Source organism: Streptomyces sp. NBC_00984, from assembly GCF_045162475.1.
Lineage (GTDB): Bacteria > Actinomycetota > Actinomycetes > Streptomycetales > Streptomycetaceae > Streptomyces.
The window spans coordinates 4,298,577-4,314,807 of record NZ_CP108734.1 but is presented as its reverse complement, the minus strand read 5'-3'; the positions used below and the strand labels follow the sequence as shown (position 1 = coordinate 4,314,807).

At 69.8% G+C, this 16,231-nt stretch carries 14 protein-coding genes and 4 tRNA genes; 10 read left to right on the top strand and 8 right to left on the bottom strand.

The annotated features are described in order from the left end of the window. The first annotated feature begins 31 nt into the window (after positions 1–31). From OG520_RS19095 to purM, 4 genes are all read left to right on the top strand, one after another. A complete protein-coding gene (locus OG520_RS19095; protein ID WP_406013956.1) occupies positions 32–832 on the top strand; it encodes a sterol carrier family protein in 801 nt (266 codons plus the stop codon). A 189-nt stretch (positions 833–1,021) separates the two neighbouring features. After that, entirely contained in the window at positions 1,022–1,267 is a 246-nt protein-coding gene (locus tag OG520_RS19090) for an META domain-containing protein (protein WP_406013955.1), read from the top strand. A gap of 525 nt (positions 1,268–1,792) precedes the next feature. Further along, positions 1,793–3,319 carry an amidophosphoribosyltransferase gene (purF, locus tag OG520_RS19085; protein ID WP_266416480.1) on the top strand — a complete coding sequence of 509 codons (1,527 nt, stop codon included), beginning with the start codon at positions 1,793–1,795 and terminating at the stop codon, positions 3,317–3,319. Positions 3,320–3,379: 60 nt separating this feature from the next. After that, positions 3,380–4,453, top strand: coding sequence for a phosphoribosylformylglycinamidine cyclo-ligase (gene purM / locus OG520_RS19080; protein ID WP_399332119.1), 1,074 nt, complete (start codon positions 3,380–3,382; stop codon positions 4,451–4,453). A 201-nt stretch (positions 4,454–4,654) separates the two neighbouring features. Here purM and OG520_RS19075 read toward each other — a convergent pair whose 3' ends face one another. Both OG520_RS19075 and OG520_RS19070 read right to left on the bottom strand, forming a co-directional pair. Then, complete coding sequence (locus OG520_RS19075; RefSeq protein WP_072488579.1) at positions 4,655–4,912, bottom strand: DUF3073 domain-containing protein; 258 nt, start codon at positions 4,910–4,912, stop codon at positions 4,655–4,657. A gap of 312 nt (positions 4,913–5,224) precedes the next feature. Further along, on the bottom strand, positions 5,225–6,307 hold the full coding sequence (locus OG520_RS19070; protein ID WP_406013954.1) for a Leu/Phe/Val dehydrogenase: 1,083 nt from the start codon (positions 6,305–6,307) through the stop codon (positions 5,225–5,227). Positions 6,308–6,482: 175 nt separating this feature from the next. Between OG520_RS19070 and OG520_RS19065 the strand changes: the two genes are divergently transcribed. Together OG520_RS19065 and bldC are read left to right on the top strand one after the other, a co-directional pair. After that, a complete protein-coding gene (locus tag OG520_RS19065; protein WP_399332115.1) occupies positions 6,483–7,328 on the top strand; it encodes a hypothetical protein in 846 nt (281 codons plus the stop codon). A gap of 535 nt (positions 7,329–7,863) precedes the next feature. Next, on the top strand, positions 7,864–8,070 hold the full coding sequence (gene bldC / locus OG520_RS19060) for a developmental transcriptional regulator BldC (protein WP_003949541.1): 207 nt from the start codon (positions 7,864–7,866) through the stop codon (positions 8,068–8,070). 513 nt (positions 8,071–8,583) lie between these two features. On the opposite strand, the gene OG520_RS19055 is transcribed toward bldC, so the two are convergent. The 3 genes from OG520_RS19055 to hrpA form a co-directional block, all read right to left on the bottom strand. Then, positions 8,584–8,817, bottom strand: coding sequence for a DUF6274 family protein (locus OG520_RS19055; protein ID WP_406013953.1), 234 nt, complete (start codon positions 8,815–8,817; stop codon positions 8,584–8,586). Between the two features lie 138 nt (positions 8,818–8,955). Continuing rightward, a tRNA-Asp gene (locus OG520_RS19050) sits at positions 8,956–9,030 on the bottom strand. 127 nt (positions 9,031–9,157) lie between these two features. After that, positions 9,158–13,078 (bottom strand): ATP-dependent RNA helicase HrpA, encoded by a 3,921-nt coding sequence (gene hrpA / locus OG520_RS19045; protein WP_406013952.1) that lies wholly within the window; start codon positions 13,076–13,078, stop codon positions 9,158–9,160. A gap of 156 nt (positions 13,079–13,234) precedes the next feature. Between hrpA and OG520_RS19040 the strand changes: the two genes are divergently transcribed. From OG520_RS19040 to OG520_RS19030, 3 genes are read left to right on the top strand one after another with little or no spacing between them, the layout of a single operon-like run. Further along, complete coding sequence (locus OG520_RS19040) at positions 13,235–13,633, top strand: hypothetical protein (protein WP_406013951.1); 399 nt, start codon at positions 13,235–13,237, stop codon at positions 13,631–13,633. A gap of 57 nt (positions 13,634–13,690) precedes the next feature. Further along, positions 13,691–14,491 carry a DsbA family protein gene (locus tag OG520_RS19035; RefSeq protein ID WP_406013950.1) on the top strand — a complete coding sequence of 267 codons (801 nt, stop codon included), beginning with the start codon at positions 13,691–13,693 and terminating at the stop codon, positions 14,489–14,491. Then, positions 14,488–15,339 (top strand): cytochrome c biogenesis CcdA family protein, encoded by an 852-nt coding sequence (locus tag OG520_RS19030; RefSeq protein ID WP_399332105.1) that lies wholly within the window; start codon positions 14,488–14,490, stop codon positions 15,337–15,339. The genes OG520_RS19035 and OG520_RS19030 overlap by 4 nt, the downstream gene beginning before the upstream one ends. A gap of 38 nt (positions 15,340–15,377) precedes the next feature. Here the strand turns inward: OG520_RS19030 and OG520_RS19025 are convergent. The 3 genes from OG520_RS19025 to OG520_RS19015 form a co-directional block, all read right to left on the bottom strand. Then, positions 15,378–15,454 (bottom strand) — tRNA-Phe (locus OG520_RS19025). 22 nt (positions 15,455–15,476) lie between these two features. Then, positions 15,477–15,551: transfer RNA gene (locus OG520_RS19020), tRNA-Asp, on the bottom strand. Between the two features lie 39 nt (positions 15,552–15,590). Then, positions 15,591–15,663 (bottom strand) — tRNA-Glu (locus OG520_RS19015). A 180-nt stretch (positions 15,664–15,843) separates the two neighbouring features. On the opposite strand from OG520_RS19015, the gene OG520_RS19010 reads away from it, so the two are divergent. Then, positions 15,844–16,194 (top strand): metallopeptidase family protein, encoded by a 351-nt coding sequence (locus tag OG520_RS19010; RefSeq protein WP_266416458.1) that lies wholly within the window; start codon positions 15,844–15,846, stop codon positions 16,192–16,194. The last annotated feature ends 37 nt before the right edge of the window (positions 16,195–16,231 follow it).

The window sequence follows — 16,231 nt, the reverse complement described above, 5'->3', positions numbered from 1 at the left end:
GTCCGCCGGGACAGGCCTTAGGCTCCCGGACATGCCGCCGTCCCAGAAACGCGCCCGCCGCTACGACCCGGTCAGGACCCGCAGCGCGGTCCTGGCACAGTTCGCCCATGTCCGGGAAGCCGTTCGCGCCCTGACGCCCGGACAGCTCGCGCTGCCGACCCGGCTCGGCGACTGGACCGTGCGCGAACTGGCCGTGCATCTGACCATGGCGCTCTCGGCCGTCACCCGGAATCTGGAGCTGCCCGAACCCGCTTCGGCGAAGCCCGATCTGACGCTCGTCCAGTGGCCGTTCGCGACCACGGACCGGGCCGCGCGCATCGCGGACGACACCAGGGCGCTCGCCCTGGACCACCCCGACCTGGACGCGCTGTACGGGGAGGTCGCGGGGCGGTTCGAGGAGCTGGTGCCCGGGGCCGGCGACGAGCGGCTGCTGCCCACACGGGTCGGGGCGATGCGGCTGACCGACTTCCTCGTCACCCGTACCGTCGAACTCGTCGTGCACACCGACGATCTGAACGAGGCGGCCGGCCTCGACATCCCGTACGACCGGCAGGCGCTGGCCGCCTGTACCCGGCTGCTCGCCGACGCCCTCGCGGAGAAGGCGCCGGGCGGCTCGGTCGAGGTGCGGGTCCCGCCGTTCGCCGTCGTCCAGTGCGTGCAGGGCCCCAGGCACACCCGCGGTACGCCCCCCAACGTCGTCGAGACCGATCCGCTCACCTGGATCCGGCTCGCCACCGGGCGTACGGAGTGGGCGCGGGCGCTCGACGAGGCGAAGGTCGGCGCCAGCGGGGAGCGGGCCGATCTCGCCGCCCTGCTGCCCCTGATGGGGTGAGGGGGAACCGGACGGCCGCCCGCACCGTCCCAGGTCCATGCGGAAGCAACGGATGGCCGTGGGAGTGCTCGCCGTCCTGCCCTTGCCGCCTGCGGTACGGAGAAGGGGGCCGGTTCGGGGACCGGCGACGGCAGCGGTTCGGTACGGACCGGACCGCGCCTCACCGGAGTCCACTGGGAGGTCGATTCGGTGACGGCCGGCGGCCGGAGGACCGAGGCTCCGGACGGCGCCCACGTCGTGATCGACACCGAGGGCGGAGCCACGGGGAACTTCGGCTGCAACCACTTCACCGCCGAGACCCGCACGGACGGCGACACGATCACCGTGCGGCGGGTCACGACCACGCGGATGGGCTGCGAGAAGAACGTCGAGCGGTTCGGGACGGCCATGTTTCGCGCCTTCAGCGGCGCGACGGCCCAGGCACCCGGCAAGTGACGCGGGCTGACGCGGGCTGACGCGGGCTCCCCGGGGGACACCCGGGCGTGATTCAGGCCCCGGTCGGGTACCGCAGTAGTCCGGCGTCGATCCGCTCCCAGGACGCCTGTCGACGACGGTCTCGGGCTGCGGACCCTCCACGGACCTTCCGCCCCGGCCACCGGCACCGCGGCGCGGGAGTCCCGGGGTCCCCGAAGGCCCCATCCCGGGCATCCCGATGTGAGGCTCACCACGAAACGCGCGTTCGGTCGGGCCTCGCGCAGGGCCGCCGACCGCCTCACCGAGCGCCACCATCCGGCCCGGTGGGCGCCCCGGCCCGAATGGCCGGAACCCGACGGTAACCGGGCGCTGATCCGGGCGACCACCGCTCTGTGGCCCGATCCGTACTCCACCGCGACCGATGGATGATCACTCCGCGTGACGGTCCGAACCGGTCCCCGACCCCCCTCCGGGAGCGCTTCCCCGGTGGTCCGGCCCGGTATCGCGAATTCGGACCAGTGGTCGATCTCGCCTACACTCGGTGGTGTGCCTCGTGGTGATGGACGACTCAACCACGACCTGCTCCCCGGAGAGAAAGGCCCCCAGGACGCTTGCGGCGTCTTCGGTGTCTGGGCTCCGGGCGAAGAGGTCGCCAAGCTCACCTATTTCGGACTGTATGCCCTGCAGCACCGTGGACAGGAGTCCGCGGGCATCGCAGTGAGCAACGGGTCCCAGATCCTGGTCTTCAAGGACATGGGACTGGTCTCGCAGGTCTTCGACGAAACGTCTCTGGGATCTCTCCAGGGCCATATCGCGGTCGGTCATGCCCGCTACTCCACCACCGGTGCCTCGGTGTGGGAGAACGCGCAGCCGACGTTCCGTGCGACCGCGCACGGCTCGATCGCCCTGGGTCACAACGGCAATCTGGTCAATACGGCCCAGCTCGCCGAGATGGTCGCCGACCTTCCTCGCAAGGACGGCCGCGCCACCCAGGTCGCCGCGACGAACGACACCGATCTGGTGACCGCGCTGCTCGCCGGCCAGACCGACGACGACGGCAAGCCGCTCACCATCGAGGAGGCCGCCGCGAAGGTGCTCCCCGAGGTCAAGGGCGCCTTCTCCCTCGTCTTCATGGACGAGCACACCCTCTACGCCGCCCGTGACCCGCAGGGCATCCGCCCGCTGGTCCTCGGCCGGCTGGAGCGCGGCTGGGTGGTGGCCTCCGAGTCCGCCGCCCTCGACATCTGCGGCGCCAGCTTCGTCCGCGAGATCGAGCCGGGCGAGCTCGTCGCCATCGACGAGAACGGCCTGCGCACCTCGCGGTTCGCGGAAGCGAAGCCCAAGGGCTGTGTCTTCGAGTACGTCTATCTGGCCCGTCCCGACACCGACATCGCCGGGCGCAACGTCTACCTCTCCCGGGTGGAGATGGGCCGCAGGCTGGCCGCCGAGGCCCCGGTCGAGGCCGACCTCGTCATAGCGACCCCGGAGTCCGGCACCCCCGCCGCCATCGGTTACGCGGAGGCCAGCGGCATCCCGTTCGGTGCCGGCCTGGTCAAGAACGCCTACGTCGGCCGGACCTTCATCCAGCCGTCCCAGACCATTCGGCAGCTGGGCATCCGCCTCAAGCTGAACCCGCTCAAGGAAGTCATCAAGGGCAAGCGCCTGGTGGTCGTCGACGACTCGATCGTCCGCGGCAACACCCAGCGCGCACTGGTCCGGATGCTCCGCGAGGCCGGCGCCGCCGAGATCCACATCCGGATCTCGTCCCCGCCGGTGAAATGGCCCTGCTTCTTCGGCATCGACTTCGCGACCCGCGCCGAGCTGATCGCCAACGGCATGACGGTCGACGAGATCTCCACGTCGATGGGCGCGGACTCGCTCGCGTACATCTCGCTCGACGCCATGGTCGAGGCGACGACGATCGCCAAGCCGAATCTGTGCCGCGCCTGCTTCGACGGTGAGTACCCCATGGAGCTCCCGGACCCGGAGCTGCTCGGCAAGCAGCTGCTGGAGACCGAGCTGGCAGCAGGCCCGGCGGCGACCGCCGCGTCCGACGCACTGCGTCGTCCGTGACGGCCCAGCCGTACACCTCCGGCCACCAGCCCCGTATCTCCACACGAAAGATCCCAGGCAATGTCTGAGACAACAGGTGCTTCCTACGCGGCAGCGGGCGTCGACATCGAAGCCGGCGACCGTGCCGTCGAGCTGATGAAGGAGTGGGTGAAGAAGACGCAGCGCCCCGAGGTCGCGGGCCTCGGCGGTCTCGGCGGTTTCGCCGGCCTCTTCGATGCCTCGGCCCTCAAGCGCTACGAGCGTCCGCTGCTCGCCTCCGCCACCGACGGCGTCGGCACGAAGGTCGACCTCGCCCGCAAGATGGGCGTGTACGACACCATCGGCCATGACCTCGTCGGCATGGTCGTCGACGACCTGGTCGTCTGCGGTGCCGAGCCGCTCTTCATGACCGACTACATCTGCGTCGGCAAGGTGCACCCCGAGCGGGTCGCGGCCATCGTGAAGGGCATCGCCGAGGGCTGTGTCCTCGCGGGCTGTTCCCTGGTCGGCGGCGAGACGGCCGAGCACCCGGGCCTCCTCGGTCCGGACGACTTCGATGTCGCCGGCGCCGGTACGGGCGTGGTCGAGGCCGACCGGCTGCTGGGCCCGGACCGTATCCGTAAGGGTGACGCGGTGATCGCCATGGCGTCGTCCGGTCTTCACTCCAACGGGTACTCGCTCGTCCGGCACGTGGTCTTCGACCGGGCCGGCTGGTCGCTGGACCGGCAGGTCGAGGAGTTCGGCCGCACGCTCGGCGAGGAGCTCCTGGAGCCCACCAAGATCTACTCGCTGGACTGCCTGGCGCTCACCCGTACGACCGAGGTGCACGGCTTCAGCCACGTCACCGGCGGCGGCCTGGCCAACAACCTGGCCCGGGTCATCCCGGACGGACTGCACGCCAGGGTCGACCGCTCCACCTGGACGCCCGGCGCGGTCTTCGACGTGGTCGGCCGCACGGGACAGGTCGAGCAGCTGGAGCTGGAGAAGACGCTGAACATGGGCGTCGGCATGATCGCGATCGTCCCGGCCGAGTCCGTGGACGTGGCACTGACGACACTGGCCGACCGCGGGGTCGAGTCCTGGGTCGCGGGCGAGATCACCGAGCGCGGGGCGCACACCTCGGGCGCGGAGCTCGTCGGTGGGTACGCGCGCTAGACACGGGCGGGCACACCGGGGCGACCCGGTGTCCGCTACATCCTCGTCCGCCGGGATTCCTGCACGTCCGGCGGTCGGGGAAGACATCATCGGGGAAGGCCTCGGCGAATCCGGTCCCCGCACGAGCGGCCGGACCGGGCCGGGGCAGCACAGAACCCGGTCCGGGACAGGCCCGGACCGGGTTGATGTGTCAGCGCGAGGTCAAGCGCCGCGGCGCTGTGACGACGGACCGGACTTGTCGTCCTCGTCCTCGTCCTCGTCGTCGTTGTACAGATCCGCGTACTGTGCGTACGGGTCATCTTCCTCGTCGTCGTCCTCGAACGGCTCTGCGTTCGGTGGTTGACTCGAAGGCGATGCGCCCAGCTCATTGGCCAGACGCGACAGGTCAGTCCCGCCGCTGCTGTACTTCAGCTGGCGGGCGACCTTTGTCTGCTTGGCCTTTGCCCGGCCGCGCCCCATGGCTCGACCCCCTCGGTGACGGGGCTCGACGGCCCCAGAGTCTTGACACGCGTTCATGTTTCAGGACGGACTCTCGGCTGAGAGACCGTGCCCGTAGGGCTTTAACGGTACCTGCTTCCGCGGCCATACGGTACGCCGCCCGCATCACGTGCCCCGGAAGAGGACCGGCGAGAAGCCCCGTCCTCGCTGGTCAACTGCGATTTTAACCTCTTCTTGGCACGCGACCCGCCGACCGGCGTGAGTCTTGTCTCGCCGGTCGGCGGGTCGGCAGGCAACGGTCGGCGTGGACGCGGGGTGACGCGTCCGCCACCGTCAGCGGCGGCGGGCTTCGGCCATCCGCTGCTCGGCGATCCGGTCGGCCGCGGCGGCCGGCGGGATGCCGTCATCCTTCGCACGTGCGAATATGGCCAGCGTGGTGTCGAAGATCTTCGACGCCTTGGCCCTGCACCGGTCGAAGTCGAAGCCGTGCAGCTCGTCGGCGACCTGGATGACACCGCCCGCGTTCACCACGTAGTCGGGCGCGTACAGGATCGACCGGTCCGCGAGGTCCTTCTCGATGCCGGGGTGCGCGAGCTGGTTGTTGGCCGCGCCGCACACCACCTTGGCCGTGAGCACCGCGATGCTCTCGTCGTTCAGCGCACCGCCGAGCGCGCACGGGGCATAGATGTCGAGCCCCTTGGTACGGATCAGCGCCTCGGTGTCCGTGGCGACGGCGACCCCGGGGTGCTTGTCGGTGATCCGGCGTACGGATTCCTCCCGCACATCCGTGATCACGACCTCCGCACCGTCCGAGAGCAGATGCTCGACGAGATAGTGGCCGACCTTGCCGACCCCGGCGACCCCCACTTTTCGGCCACGCAGCGTCGGGTCGCCCCAGACGTGCTGCGCAGAGGCCCGCATGCCCTGGAAGACACCGAACGCGGTGAGGACCGAGGAGTCGCCGGCGCCGCCGTTCTCGGGGGAGCGGCCGGTGGCCCAGCGGCACTCGCGGGCGACGACGTCCATGTCGGCGACGTAGGTGCCGACGTCGCAGGCGGTCACGTAACGCCCGCCGAGCGAGGCCACGAACCGGCCGTAGGCCAGCAGCAGTTCCTCCGACTTGATCTGTTCGGGGTCGCCGATGATGACGGCCTTGCCGCCGCCGTGGTCGAGACCGGCCATGGCGTTCTTGTACGACATGCCGCGCGCGAGGTTCAGCGCGTCCGCGACGGCCTCCTCCTCGGAGACGTACGGATAGAAGCGGGTGCCGCCGAGGGCCGGGCCCAGGGCGGTGGAGTGGATGGCGATGACGGCCTTGAGGCCGCTGGCACGGTCCTGGCAGAGCACGACTTGTTCGTGGCCCCCCTGCTCCGAGTGGAACAGGGTGCGCAGGACGCCGTCGGTCAGATCGGTCACTGTGGTGACTCCCAAGTACGAAGCGGCGAAGACCCTCCTGTAGGTGGGGAGGGCCGTGGACCGGCGGGCACGGCCGGTCCGACTGGGCAAGAGAGTAAGTCCTGCGCGGGCACGGATCCGGTCCAGTGCCCAGGATCACCCCCCGGCGGAGTACTGGCGTGACACGATTTGCTGCATGTCGGTGGTGTCTTCAGTGCTCGTCCCTTACGCGTCCTACCTCCGGGTGTACGAGCCGCTGGCCGCCTTCCCGGAGCCCGAACGCGCCCACTGGGCGCGGTACGCCGGGGGCGCCCGGATGCCCACCGCCCAGGACGAACTGCGTCGTTCGCTGGCCGACTTGGCGGCCACCCCGCCGGTCGCGGTGCCGGTGCGCGAGAGCGGGGACGCGTTCGTCGCCGAGGTCGACGGGGTGGTGTGCGTCTGTCCGTGGCGGACCAGGCTGCGCGGCTGGCTGGCGCTGGACGAGCTGACGGAGATGTTCCCCGGGCCGGTGCTCGACGCGGTGCTGCCGCCGGTGGTGCGCGGGCAGGCGGTCATGGACCACGAGCGGTGGGCGGAGCGGAATCCGGACGCCAGGCCGTGGATCCGTACCTCGGTGTGGCAGGTGCCGGTGCGGTGGTTCGTGCTCTTCTCCGACGAGGAGCGGGAGTACGCGGGGGCGGGGGAGGACGGTGCGGCGCCGGTGCTGCGGTACCGGACGCCGATGGTGCAGGCCCGCCGCCGGCTGGCCCGGACGCTGAAGACGCTGCGGGAGTCGGTGGACGAGGGCCGGCTGACCGAGGGGCTCGTGGACGTGGGGCGCTGGCTGGAGGAGTTCCATCCGCGTGCGCTGGTCGAGCTGGACTACGCCGGTCTGGTGCACGCACTGCCGGCGAAGCAGCTCGCCGGGGACCGGTCGGCCGCCGATGTGGCCGAGGGCATCGCGGCGCTGCAGGCGGGTGACACCGAAGGGGCGAGCGAGGCGTACGGCCGGCTGGCGGAGCGCTGGCGGGCCGTAAGAGATCGTCAGTTCGCGAACTGACGAGGCGATATCCGCGTCTGTTCCTGTGTCCTGCCCTGTGTCCTGTGTGACGCGTGGGAACGAAGAGGCGGAAGCGTACTCCTGTGGTCTTAGGACCTACGTCCCGAACCGGGCCTTTGCCTCAAGCGTGATGGATAGCACTAACTGGGCTCTTGCGCCCTTCCCTACTCCTCATGCCAAAATAGGACAAGGAGCCCGGGGAGGGCTCCGTCCGTCCAACTAAGGGCGGAATGCTCAGCATTGCACGCTATGGGGGGTCTGGTGGCTCCTGATCGCTCTGTGACTGATCGTCACGGCGGAGTGACTGTCCGCTATGGCATGGTCCATCGGCTTCCGTCGCTGATGAACACCTGGGAGGGCAATTCCATCGGTTTGGCCGACGTGGCTGGACGGATGGTGTAGTTGTAGTGCCGAGGACAAGCCGTTCGTCCTATAACCGACTCGGCCCGCGTCCGCCATTTCGGGCAACGTGGGTCAAGGTGCAGAATTTAGAGGAAAGAACCGAGATGGTTCGGTTCTCCCGAGGAGGCCGCTCATGACCGCTCGCACCCCTGATGCCGAGCCGCTGCTGACCCCGGCTGAGGTTGCCACGATGTTCCGCGTGGACCCGAAGACGGTTACCCGCTGGGCCAAGGCAGGCAAGCTCACGTCCATCCGCACGCTCGGTGGACATCGCCGGTACCGCGAGGCAGAGGTCCGCGCACTGCTTGCGGGTATTCCGCAGCAGCGCAGCGAGGCCTGACACACCCCTGTCACGCCGCAACAACCGGGCTTCCGGGTCCCCCAACCCGTACAGGCCCACCCATAGCTCCAAATGACGGGCGCCCGCCCCAACGGGCGCCATACCTGTGCAATACGGGTGCGTCGTTCGATCGCGCTGGACTCCGCCGGGTCCAGCGCGATCTTTTTTGTGCCCACGCGCCTTTCCGTACCCCCGCGAACCCGGGCGCCGGCCCGTCCGCCGGGGGTGCCGGAAACCGCGCGTCCGGTCGGGTCCGGCCGGGTCGACGTGCGGGCTTGAGCGAGTCTGTTCGGGACTGTTCCGGACCGCCCGGGGAGGCCGGGCCGGGACGGTTCGGATGGTCCCGTGGCGCTCCCGTCCGAGTGGTGCAATTGCACATATTAAATTCGCCAGTTGTAGGAAGGGGGTAAAGTCACCGCTTCGCAAAACTCTTTCGGTGACTCCCGTCACACTGTGCGAGGCTTGCCAAGTACGAGCCTGCCACCGTCGGGAAGCGGAAGACCCCGCCATTGGTCACCCGCCCGGGGGACTTTCGTCCTCGGCTTCCAGGGCGCCGTCCTGGCGCCCCGTGCGCGGCTCCGGCGGTTCGGGGGTGGAATCGGTCCGACGGGCCGTCAGGGGCTCCATGGCGAGCCTCAGGAGCCGATGGCAGACCGGGCAGTGGTGGGTGAGGTGACGGCGGCCGGAAGCGGCGGCCAGATGGGCGCGCAGGAGCGCGCGGGTCTCGTGTGCGGCGGACGCAGTCATACGCGCCACCTCCCGGTGGACCGCCGCCCCGCACCGGGAAATCAGGGACGGCCTCTGTTGTCTGACTACTCGTCGGCGGTTGCCGGAGTCAAGACGCGCGAAAGCCCGGATCCAGAAGGATCCGGGCTTTCGTTACTGCGGTCCTGACGGGATTTGAACCCGCGGCCTCCACCTTGACAGGGTGGCGAGCACTCCAAACTGCTCCACAGGACCAGGTTTTCGCTGCTTGCCTTGCGGCTGGCTGCGAAGACAGACTGTACAGCAGGTCAGAGGGTCAGGTCGAACTCACCGAAGGTGGCGACTCCGTCACCGTCGAAACGGCCCGTCCGGGCGGGCCCTCTCACGGTGCCGCCGCGTCGATCGCCTTCACGATCCGCTTGTCGGAGACCGGGTAGGCCGTCCCCAGCGCGTGGGCGAAATAGCTGACCCGGAGCTCCTCGATCATCCAGCGGATGTCCAGCACCTCCTGCGGCACGGGCCTGCCCTGCGGCATCTGTTCGAGCAGCCAGGCGTACTCGTCCTGCATCTCGTGGACCTTCGCCATGCGCGTGGTGTCGCGCTGGACGGCCGTCGGCATCTGCTGGAGACGGCGGTCCACGGCGACCAGATAGCGCATCAGGTCGGGCAGCCTGCGCAGCCCGGTCTTCGTGACGAAGCCCGGCGGCACGAGGGCCGCGAGCTGGTCCCGGGCGTCGGTGACGTTGTCGACCAGGACCAGGCTGTTGGTGGCCTTCAGACGCCGCTCGCAGGCCTGCCAGGCGGCCAGCACCTGCTGGACCTGCTTGACCGTGTGCTCGGTCAGGGCGACGAGGTCGGCGCGCACCTTGTCGTACAGCTTCCGGAACGACTCCTCGTCCCAGGCCGGGCCGCCGTGCGCGCCGATCAGCCGGTCGGCGGCCGCCGTCGCGCAGTCCTCGAACAGCGCCTGGATGGAGCCGTGCGGGTTGCGGGACAGGGCCAGCTTCTGCTGGTTCGTCAGCTTGTCGGAGGCGAACTTCGCCGGATTCACCGGCACGTTCAGCACGATCAGCTTCCGGGTGCCCAGCCACATCGCCTGCTGCTGCTCGGCCTCGGTGTCGAAGAGCCGTACGGCGACGGTGTCGCCCTGGTCCACCAGTGCCGGGTACGCCTTGACCGGCTGGCCGGCCCTTCTGGTCTCGAAGACGCGGTTCAGCGTGCCGATCGTCCAGTCCGTGAGACCCGAACGCTCGATGGACTCGCCCGAGGGCCCGGCGGTGGCCGCGGCGGCCTTGGAGAGGGCCTGGCGGGCCTTGGGACGCAGCTGGAGCTTGAGCGCCTCCAGGTCCTTGTCCTCGGCCACCTTGCGGCGCCGCTCGTCGACGATCCGGAACGTGATCTTCAGGTGGTCCGGGATACGGCCCAGGTCGAAGTCGTCGGCCGTGACCGGGACGCCGACCATCACCTGGAGCTCCCGGGCCAGCGTGACCGGCAGCGGCTCCTGCAGCGGTACGGCCCGGTCGAGGAACTTGTCCGCGTAGTTCGGCGCGGGGACGTAGTGCCGGCGGATCGGCTTGGGCAGCGAGCGGATCAGCTCGGTGACCACTTCCTCCCGCAGGCCCGGGATCTGCCAGTCGAAGCCCTCGGAGGTGACCTGGTTGAGCACCTGGAGCGGGATGTGGACGGTCACGCCGTCGGCGTCCGCACCCGGCTCGAACTGGTACGTGACCTTGAACTTGAGCTTCCCCTGGCGCCAGGAGTCCGGGTAGTCGTCCTTGGTGACGGCCCCGGCCTTCTCGTTGATGAGCATCGAGCGCTCGAAGTCCAGCGCGTCCGGCTCGTCCCGGCGCTTGTGCTTCCACCAGGAGTCGAAGTGCGCCCCGGAGACCACGTGCTCGGGGATCCGCTGGTCGTAGAAGTCGAAGAGCGTCTCGTCGTCCACGAGGATGTCGCGGCGCCGGGCGCGGTGCTCCAGCTCCTCGACCTCGCCGAGCAGTTTTCGGTTGTCGTGGAAGAACTGGTGGTGGGTCCGCCAGTCGCCCTCGACCAGGGCGTTGCGGATGAACAGATCGCGGGAGGTCTCGGCGTCGATGCGGCCGAAATTGATCTTGCGCTGGGCGACGATCGGTACCCCGTAGAGCGTGACCCGCTCGTACGCCATCACCGCCGCCTGGTCCTTCTCCCAGTGCGGTTCGCTGTAGGTGCGCTTCAGCAGATGCGGGGCCAGCGGCTCGATCCACTCCGGCTCGACCTTGGCGTTGACCCGCGCCCACAGCCGGGACGTCTCGACCAGCTCGGCCGACATCACGAACCGCGGCTGCTTCTTGAAGAGCGCCGATCCCGGGAAGATCGCGAACTTGGCGCTGCGCGCACCCAGGTACTCGTTCTTCTCGGTGTCCTTCAGCCCGATGTGCGAGAGCAGCCCGGCCAGCAGCGAGGTGTGCACCGCCTGCTCCGGCGCGGCCTCCTCGTTCAGATGGATGCCCATCTGCTTGGCGACCGTACGCAGCTGCGCGTAGATGTCCTGCCATTCGCGGATGCGCAGGAAGTTCAGATACTCCTGCTTGCACATCCGGCGGAAGCTGGACGAGCCGCGCTCCTTCTGCTGCTCACGGATGTACCGCCACAGGTTCAGGAACGCCAGGAAGTCGGACGTCTCGTCCTTGAAGCGGGCGTGCTGCTGATCGGCCTGGGTCTGCTTCTCCGAGGGCCGCTCGCGCGGGTCCTGGATGGAGAGCGCCGCCGCGATGACCATGACCTCGCGGACACAGCCGTTGCGGTCGGCCTCGATGACCATGCGGGCCAGACGCGGGTCGACGGGCAGCTGCGAGAGCTTCCGGCCGAGCTGGGTGAGCCGCTTCTTCGGATCCTTCTCCTCCGCGTCCAGTGCGCCGAGCTCCTGGAGGAGCTGGACGCCGTCGCGGATGTTGCGGTGGTCCGGCGGGTCGATGAAGGGGAACTTCTCGATGTCGCCCAGGCCGGCCGCGGTCATCTGGAGGATGACGGAGGCCAGGTTGGTACGGAGGATCTCCGGGTCGGTGAACTCCGGACGGGTCAGGAAGTCGTCCTCGGAGTACAGCCGGATGCAGATGCCGTCCGAGGTACGGCCGCAGCGGCCCTTGCGCTGGTTGGCGCTGGCCTGCGAGATCCGCTCGATCGGCAGCCGCTGGACCTTGGTGCGGTGGCTGTAGCGGGAGATCCGGGCGTTGCCCGGGTCGATCACGTACTTGATGCCGGGGACGGTCAGCGAGGTCTCGGCGACATTGGTCGCCAGGACGATCCTGCGACCCGTGTGGCGCTGGAAGACGCGGTGCTGCTCGGCGTGCGAGAGCCGGGCGTAGAGAGGGAGCACCTCGGTGTGGCGGAGGTTGCGCTTGTTCAGCGCGTCCGCCGTGTCACGGATCTCCCGCTCGCCGGAGAGGAAGACCAGGATGTCGCCCGGACCCTCGGTCTGGAGCTCGTCCACGGCGTCGCAGATCGCGGTGATCTGGTCGCGGTCGGAGTCGTCCGTGTCCTCTTCGAGGAGCGGGCGGTAGCGCACCTCGACCGGGTATGTACGCCCGCTGACCTCGACGATCGGCGCCTCGCCGAAGTGGCGCGCGAACCGCTCGGGGTCGATCGTCGCCGAGGTGATGACGACCTTCAGGTCCGGGCGCTTGGGCAGCAGCCTGGCCAGATAGCCGAGCAGGAAGTCGATGTTCAGCGACCGCTCGTGGGCCTCGTCGATGATGATCGTGTCGTAGGCGCGCAGCTCGCGGTCCGTCTGGATCTCGGCGAGCAGGATGCCGTCCGTCATCAGCTTCACGAACGTGGCGTCGGGGTTCACCTGGTCGGTGAAGCGGACCTTCCAGCCGACCGCCTCGCCCAGCGGCGTCCTCAGCTCGTCCGCGACGCGCTCGGCGACCGTACGGGCCGCGATCCGGCGCGGCTGGGTGTGCCCGATCATGCCCCGGACACCGCGCCCCAGCTCCATGCAGATCTTCGGGATCTGCGTGGTCTTGCCGGAGCCGGTCTCCCCGGCGACGATCACGACCTGGTGGTCGCGTATCGCCTCAAGGATCTCGTCCTTCTTCTGACTGACCGGGAGCTGTTCCGGGTACGACAGGGCGGGCATCCGCGCGGCACGCAGCGAGAGCCGCTCGGCTGCCTTGCCGGCCTCGGCGGCGATCTCGTCCAGCACGGACTGCCGGGCCTCGGGCTTACGGATGCGGCGCGCCCCTTCGAGACGGCGGCCGAGCCGGTGCGCGTCGCGGAGCGAGATCTGTCCGAGCCGGTTCTGGAGATCAGCGAAGGAAGTAGACATACGGAGCCCAGGATCTCACCCGGGCCCGACGAACGGCGAACACATTTCGTGCGGTCCGGGTCACCACATGGGCACCGCGCGGATGCGCGGGATCACAGCACGTACCATTTCGGGCAGCTGACCACCCGTTGCCCCTGTCCGGAAAGGCCGGTCGCCGTGTCCCGTACGCAGTGGTGCTGCCTGACGGCGGTGCTCGCGGTCGTACTGGGGCTGTTCTGCGGACCGGCGACGGCCGTCCCCGGCGGCGGCGCACCCGCCACCGCCGTCGTGGCCGCCGCGACGGGCGCGGACACCCCGGCCGACGACGGCCCGGCGGTGGCGGCGCCCGCCGGCCGGCACCCGGCGCCGGGCTGCCGCAAGACCAGGAAGCACGACGGCGAACCCGCGCTCCCGGGCCGGGCCCGTGCCGCGTACGACCAGGCGCCCGGCCTCGCCGAGTGGGGCCTGCCCGCCGCCACCGGTCAGGGCCCGGTCCACCCACCCGTGCGGCTGAAACTGCGCGCCCCCGCGCCCGCCGCGCCCACTCCCGTCGAGCTCTCCGTGCTGAGGGTGTAGCCGGCCGTCCCACCCGGCCGCCCCCTTCCCTTCCGCATCACCAGCACGGAGTCCCGCATGCCCAAGTCCACGTCCGCACGCAAGCCCTCGCCCAGGAACAGGAAGCCGTTGGTCTACGGCGCCGGAGTCGTCCTCGCCGCCGCGCTGCTCGGCTTCGTCTCCTACCGGGCCACCACCCCCGACCACTCGGGCTCCGGCTCCTCCTCGGTCGCCGATGTCACCGCCGACCCGGACGCCGGCGTCTATCCGGAGCTGGCGAAGCTCGCCCGCCGCGACGCCGGCGACAAGCTCGCTCAGGGCCGCGCCGACGCACCCGTGGTCCTGATCGAGTACGCCGACTTCAAGTGCGGCTACTGCGGCAAGTTCGCCCGCGACACCGAACCCGCCCTGGTCAAGAAGTACGTCGACAACGGCACCCTGCGCATCGAGTGGCGCAACTTCCCGATCTTCGGCGCCGAGTCCGAGGCCGCCGCCCGCGCCGCCTGGGCCGCCGGGCAGCAGGACCGCTTCTGGCAGTTCCACGCCGCCGCGTACGCCGAGGGGGCCAAGGAGAAGGGGTTCGGCAAGGACCGGCTGAAGGCCCTCGCCCGGCAGGCCGGGGTCGCGGACCTCGACCGCTTCGCCCGCGACGCGGACAGCTCCGCCGCCTCCGCCGCCGTGGGCAAGGACCAGGAACAGGGGTACGGAATCGGCGCGACCTCCACTCCGTCGTTCCTGATCAACGGCCGCCCGATCGCCGGAGCCCAGCCCATGGAGACCTTCACCTCGGCCATCGAGGCAGCGGCCGAGAAGGCCCGCGCCACCGAGGACGCCAAGGGCGGCAAGAACGCCGAGGATGCCGGGGACGACGCGAAATGACCGCTGACATCGGCTACTTCGCGGCCTTCCTGGGCGGGCTGCTCGCCCTGGTCAGCCCGTGCAGCGCGCTGCTGCTGCCCGCCTTCTTCGCCTACTCCATCGACTCCGCCTCGCGCCTCCTGGCCCGCACCGGCATCTTCTACGCCGGACTGGCCACCACCCTGGTCCCGCTCGGCGCCGCGGGCTCGTACGCCGGACGGATCTTCTACCGCCACCGCGACGCGCTCGTCCTCGGTGCGGGCTGGCTGATCATCGTGCTCGGCATCGCCCAGATCGTCGGTCTGGGCTTCGCCTCGCGCCGGATCGCCGCCCTCAGCGGCCGGATCCGCCCGACCACCGCCGTATCGGTCTACGCGCTGGGCGCCGTCTACGGACTGGCCGGCTTCTGCGCGGGCCCGATCCTCGGCAGCGTCCTCACCGTGGCGGCGGTCAGCGGCAGCCCGGTCTACGGCGGACTGCTGCTCGCCGTCTACGCCCTGGGCATGGCGGTCCCGCTCTTCCTGCTCGCGCTGCTCTGGGAACGCTTCGACCTGGGCCGCCGGGCCTGGCTGCGCGGCCGGGCCTTCCGGCTGGGCCGCTTCGAGCTGCACACCACGACCCTGCTGTCCGGGCTCTTCTTCATCGGGCTCGGTGCGCTGTTCCTCGCGTACGACGGGACGACGGCGCTGCCCGGACTGCTGGACGTGGACGATTCGTTCGCCGTGGAGCAGTGGGCCCAGCGCATCGGCGAGCACGTGCCGGACGCCATGGCGCTGGTGGCCGTGGTCGCGGTGGTGCTGCTGGTTCTGGCGGTACGCGCGTGGCGCGGTCGGGACGGCGTGAATTCGGCGGACCGGGAAGAGGTCTGACACGGCGAAGGCCCCGTCCGGTGGACGGGGCCTTCGGGTGGTGGCTGGGGCCGGGATCGAACCGGCGACCTATCGCTTTTCAGGCGATCGCTCGTACCAACTGAGCTACCCAGCCACGCAGCTCATAAGGGCTGCAGCGGTCCTGACGGGATTTGAACCCGCGGCCTCCACCTTGACAGGGTGGCGAGCACTCCAAACTGCTCCACAGGACCAAGCTAATGTGCGAGACAAGTCTCGCACACGGTAAAGCGTGCCCCCAACGGGATTCGAACCCGTGCTACCGCCTTGAAAGGGCGGCGTCCTGGGCCACTAGACGATGAGGGCTAAGGGCCCACCTGCGCGCTTCCCAGCGCGTCGGGGACGTCAGAAGCATATGGGATGGCAGCGGCTATCGCCAAAACGGTTTACGGCGAGGGCATGGCAGCGGTGCGCGCCCCCCTGCGGAGGCGGTCGCCCCCGGTCCGGACCGGGGCGCTGCGACCCGTAGTACGGGACAATGGCGGGGTGCTGGAGATGACGCGCGAAGAGTTCGAGGAACTGGTCGCCGAGGCGCTGGACCGGATCCCGCCGGAGCTGACGCGGCTGATGGACAACGTCGCGGTGTTCGTCGAGGACGAGCCCGAGCCGGGTGATCCGGAGCTGCTCGGGCTGTACGAGGGCACGCCGCTGACCGATCGTGGCGAGTGGTACGCGGGGGTGCTGCCGGACCGGATCACCATCTACCGCGGGCCGACCCTCCGGATGTGCGAGTCCCGCGAGGACGTCGTCGCCGAGACCGAGATCACGGTCGTCCACGAGATCGCCCACCACTTCGGCATCGACGACGCGAGGCTGCACGCGCTCGGCTACGGATGAGTGCGCCCCGGGCGTCCGAGGGGTGTGCCCGGCGGCG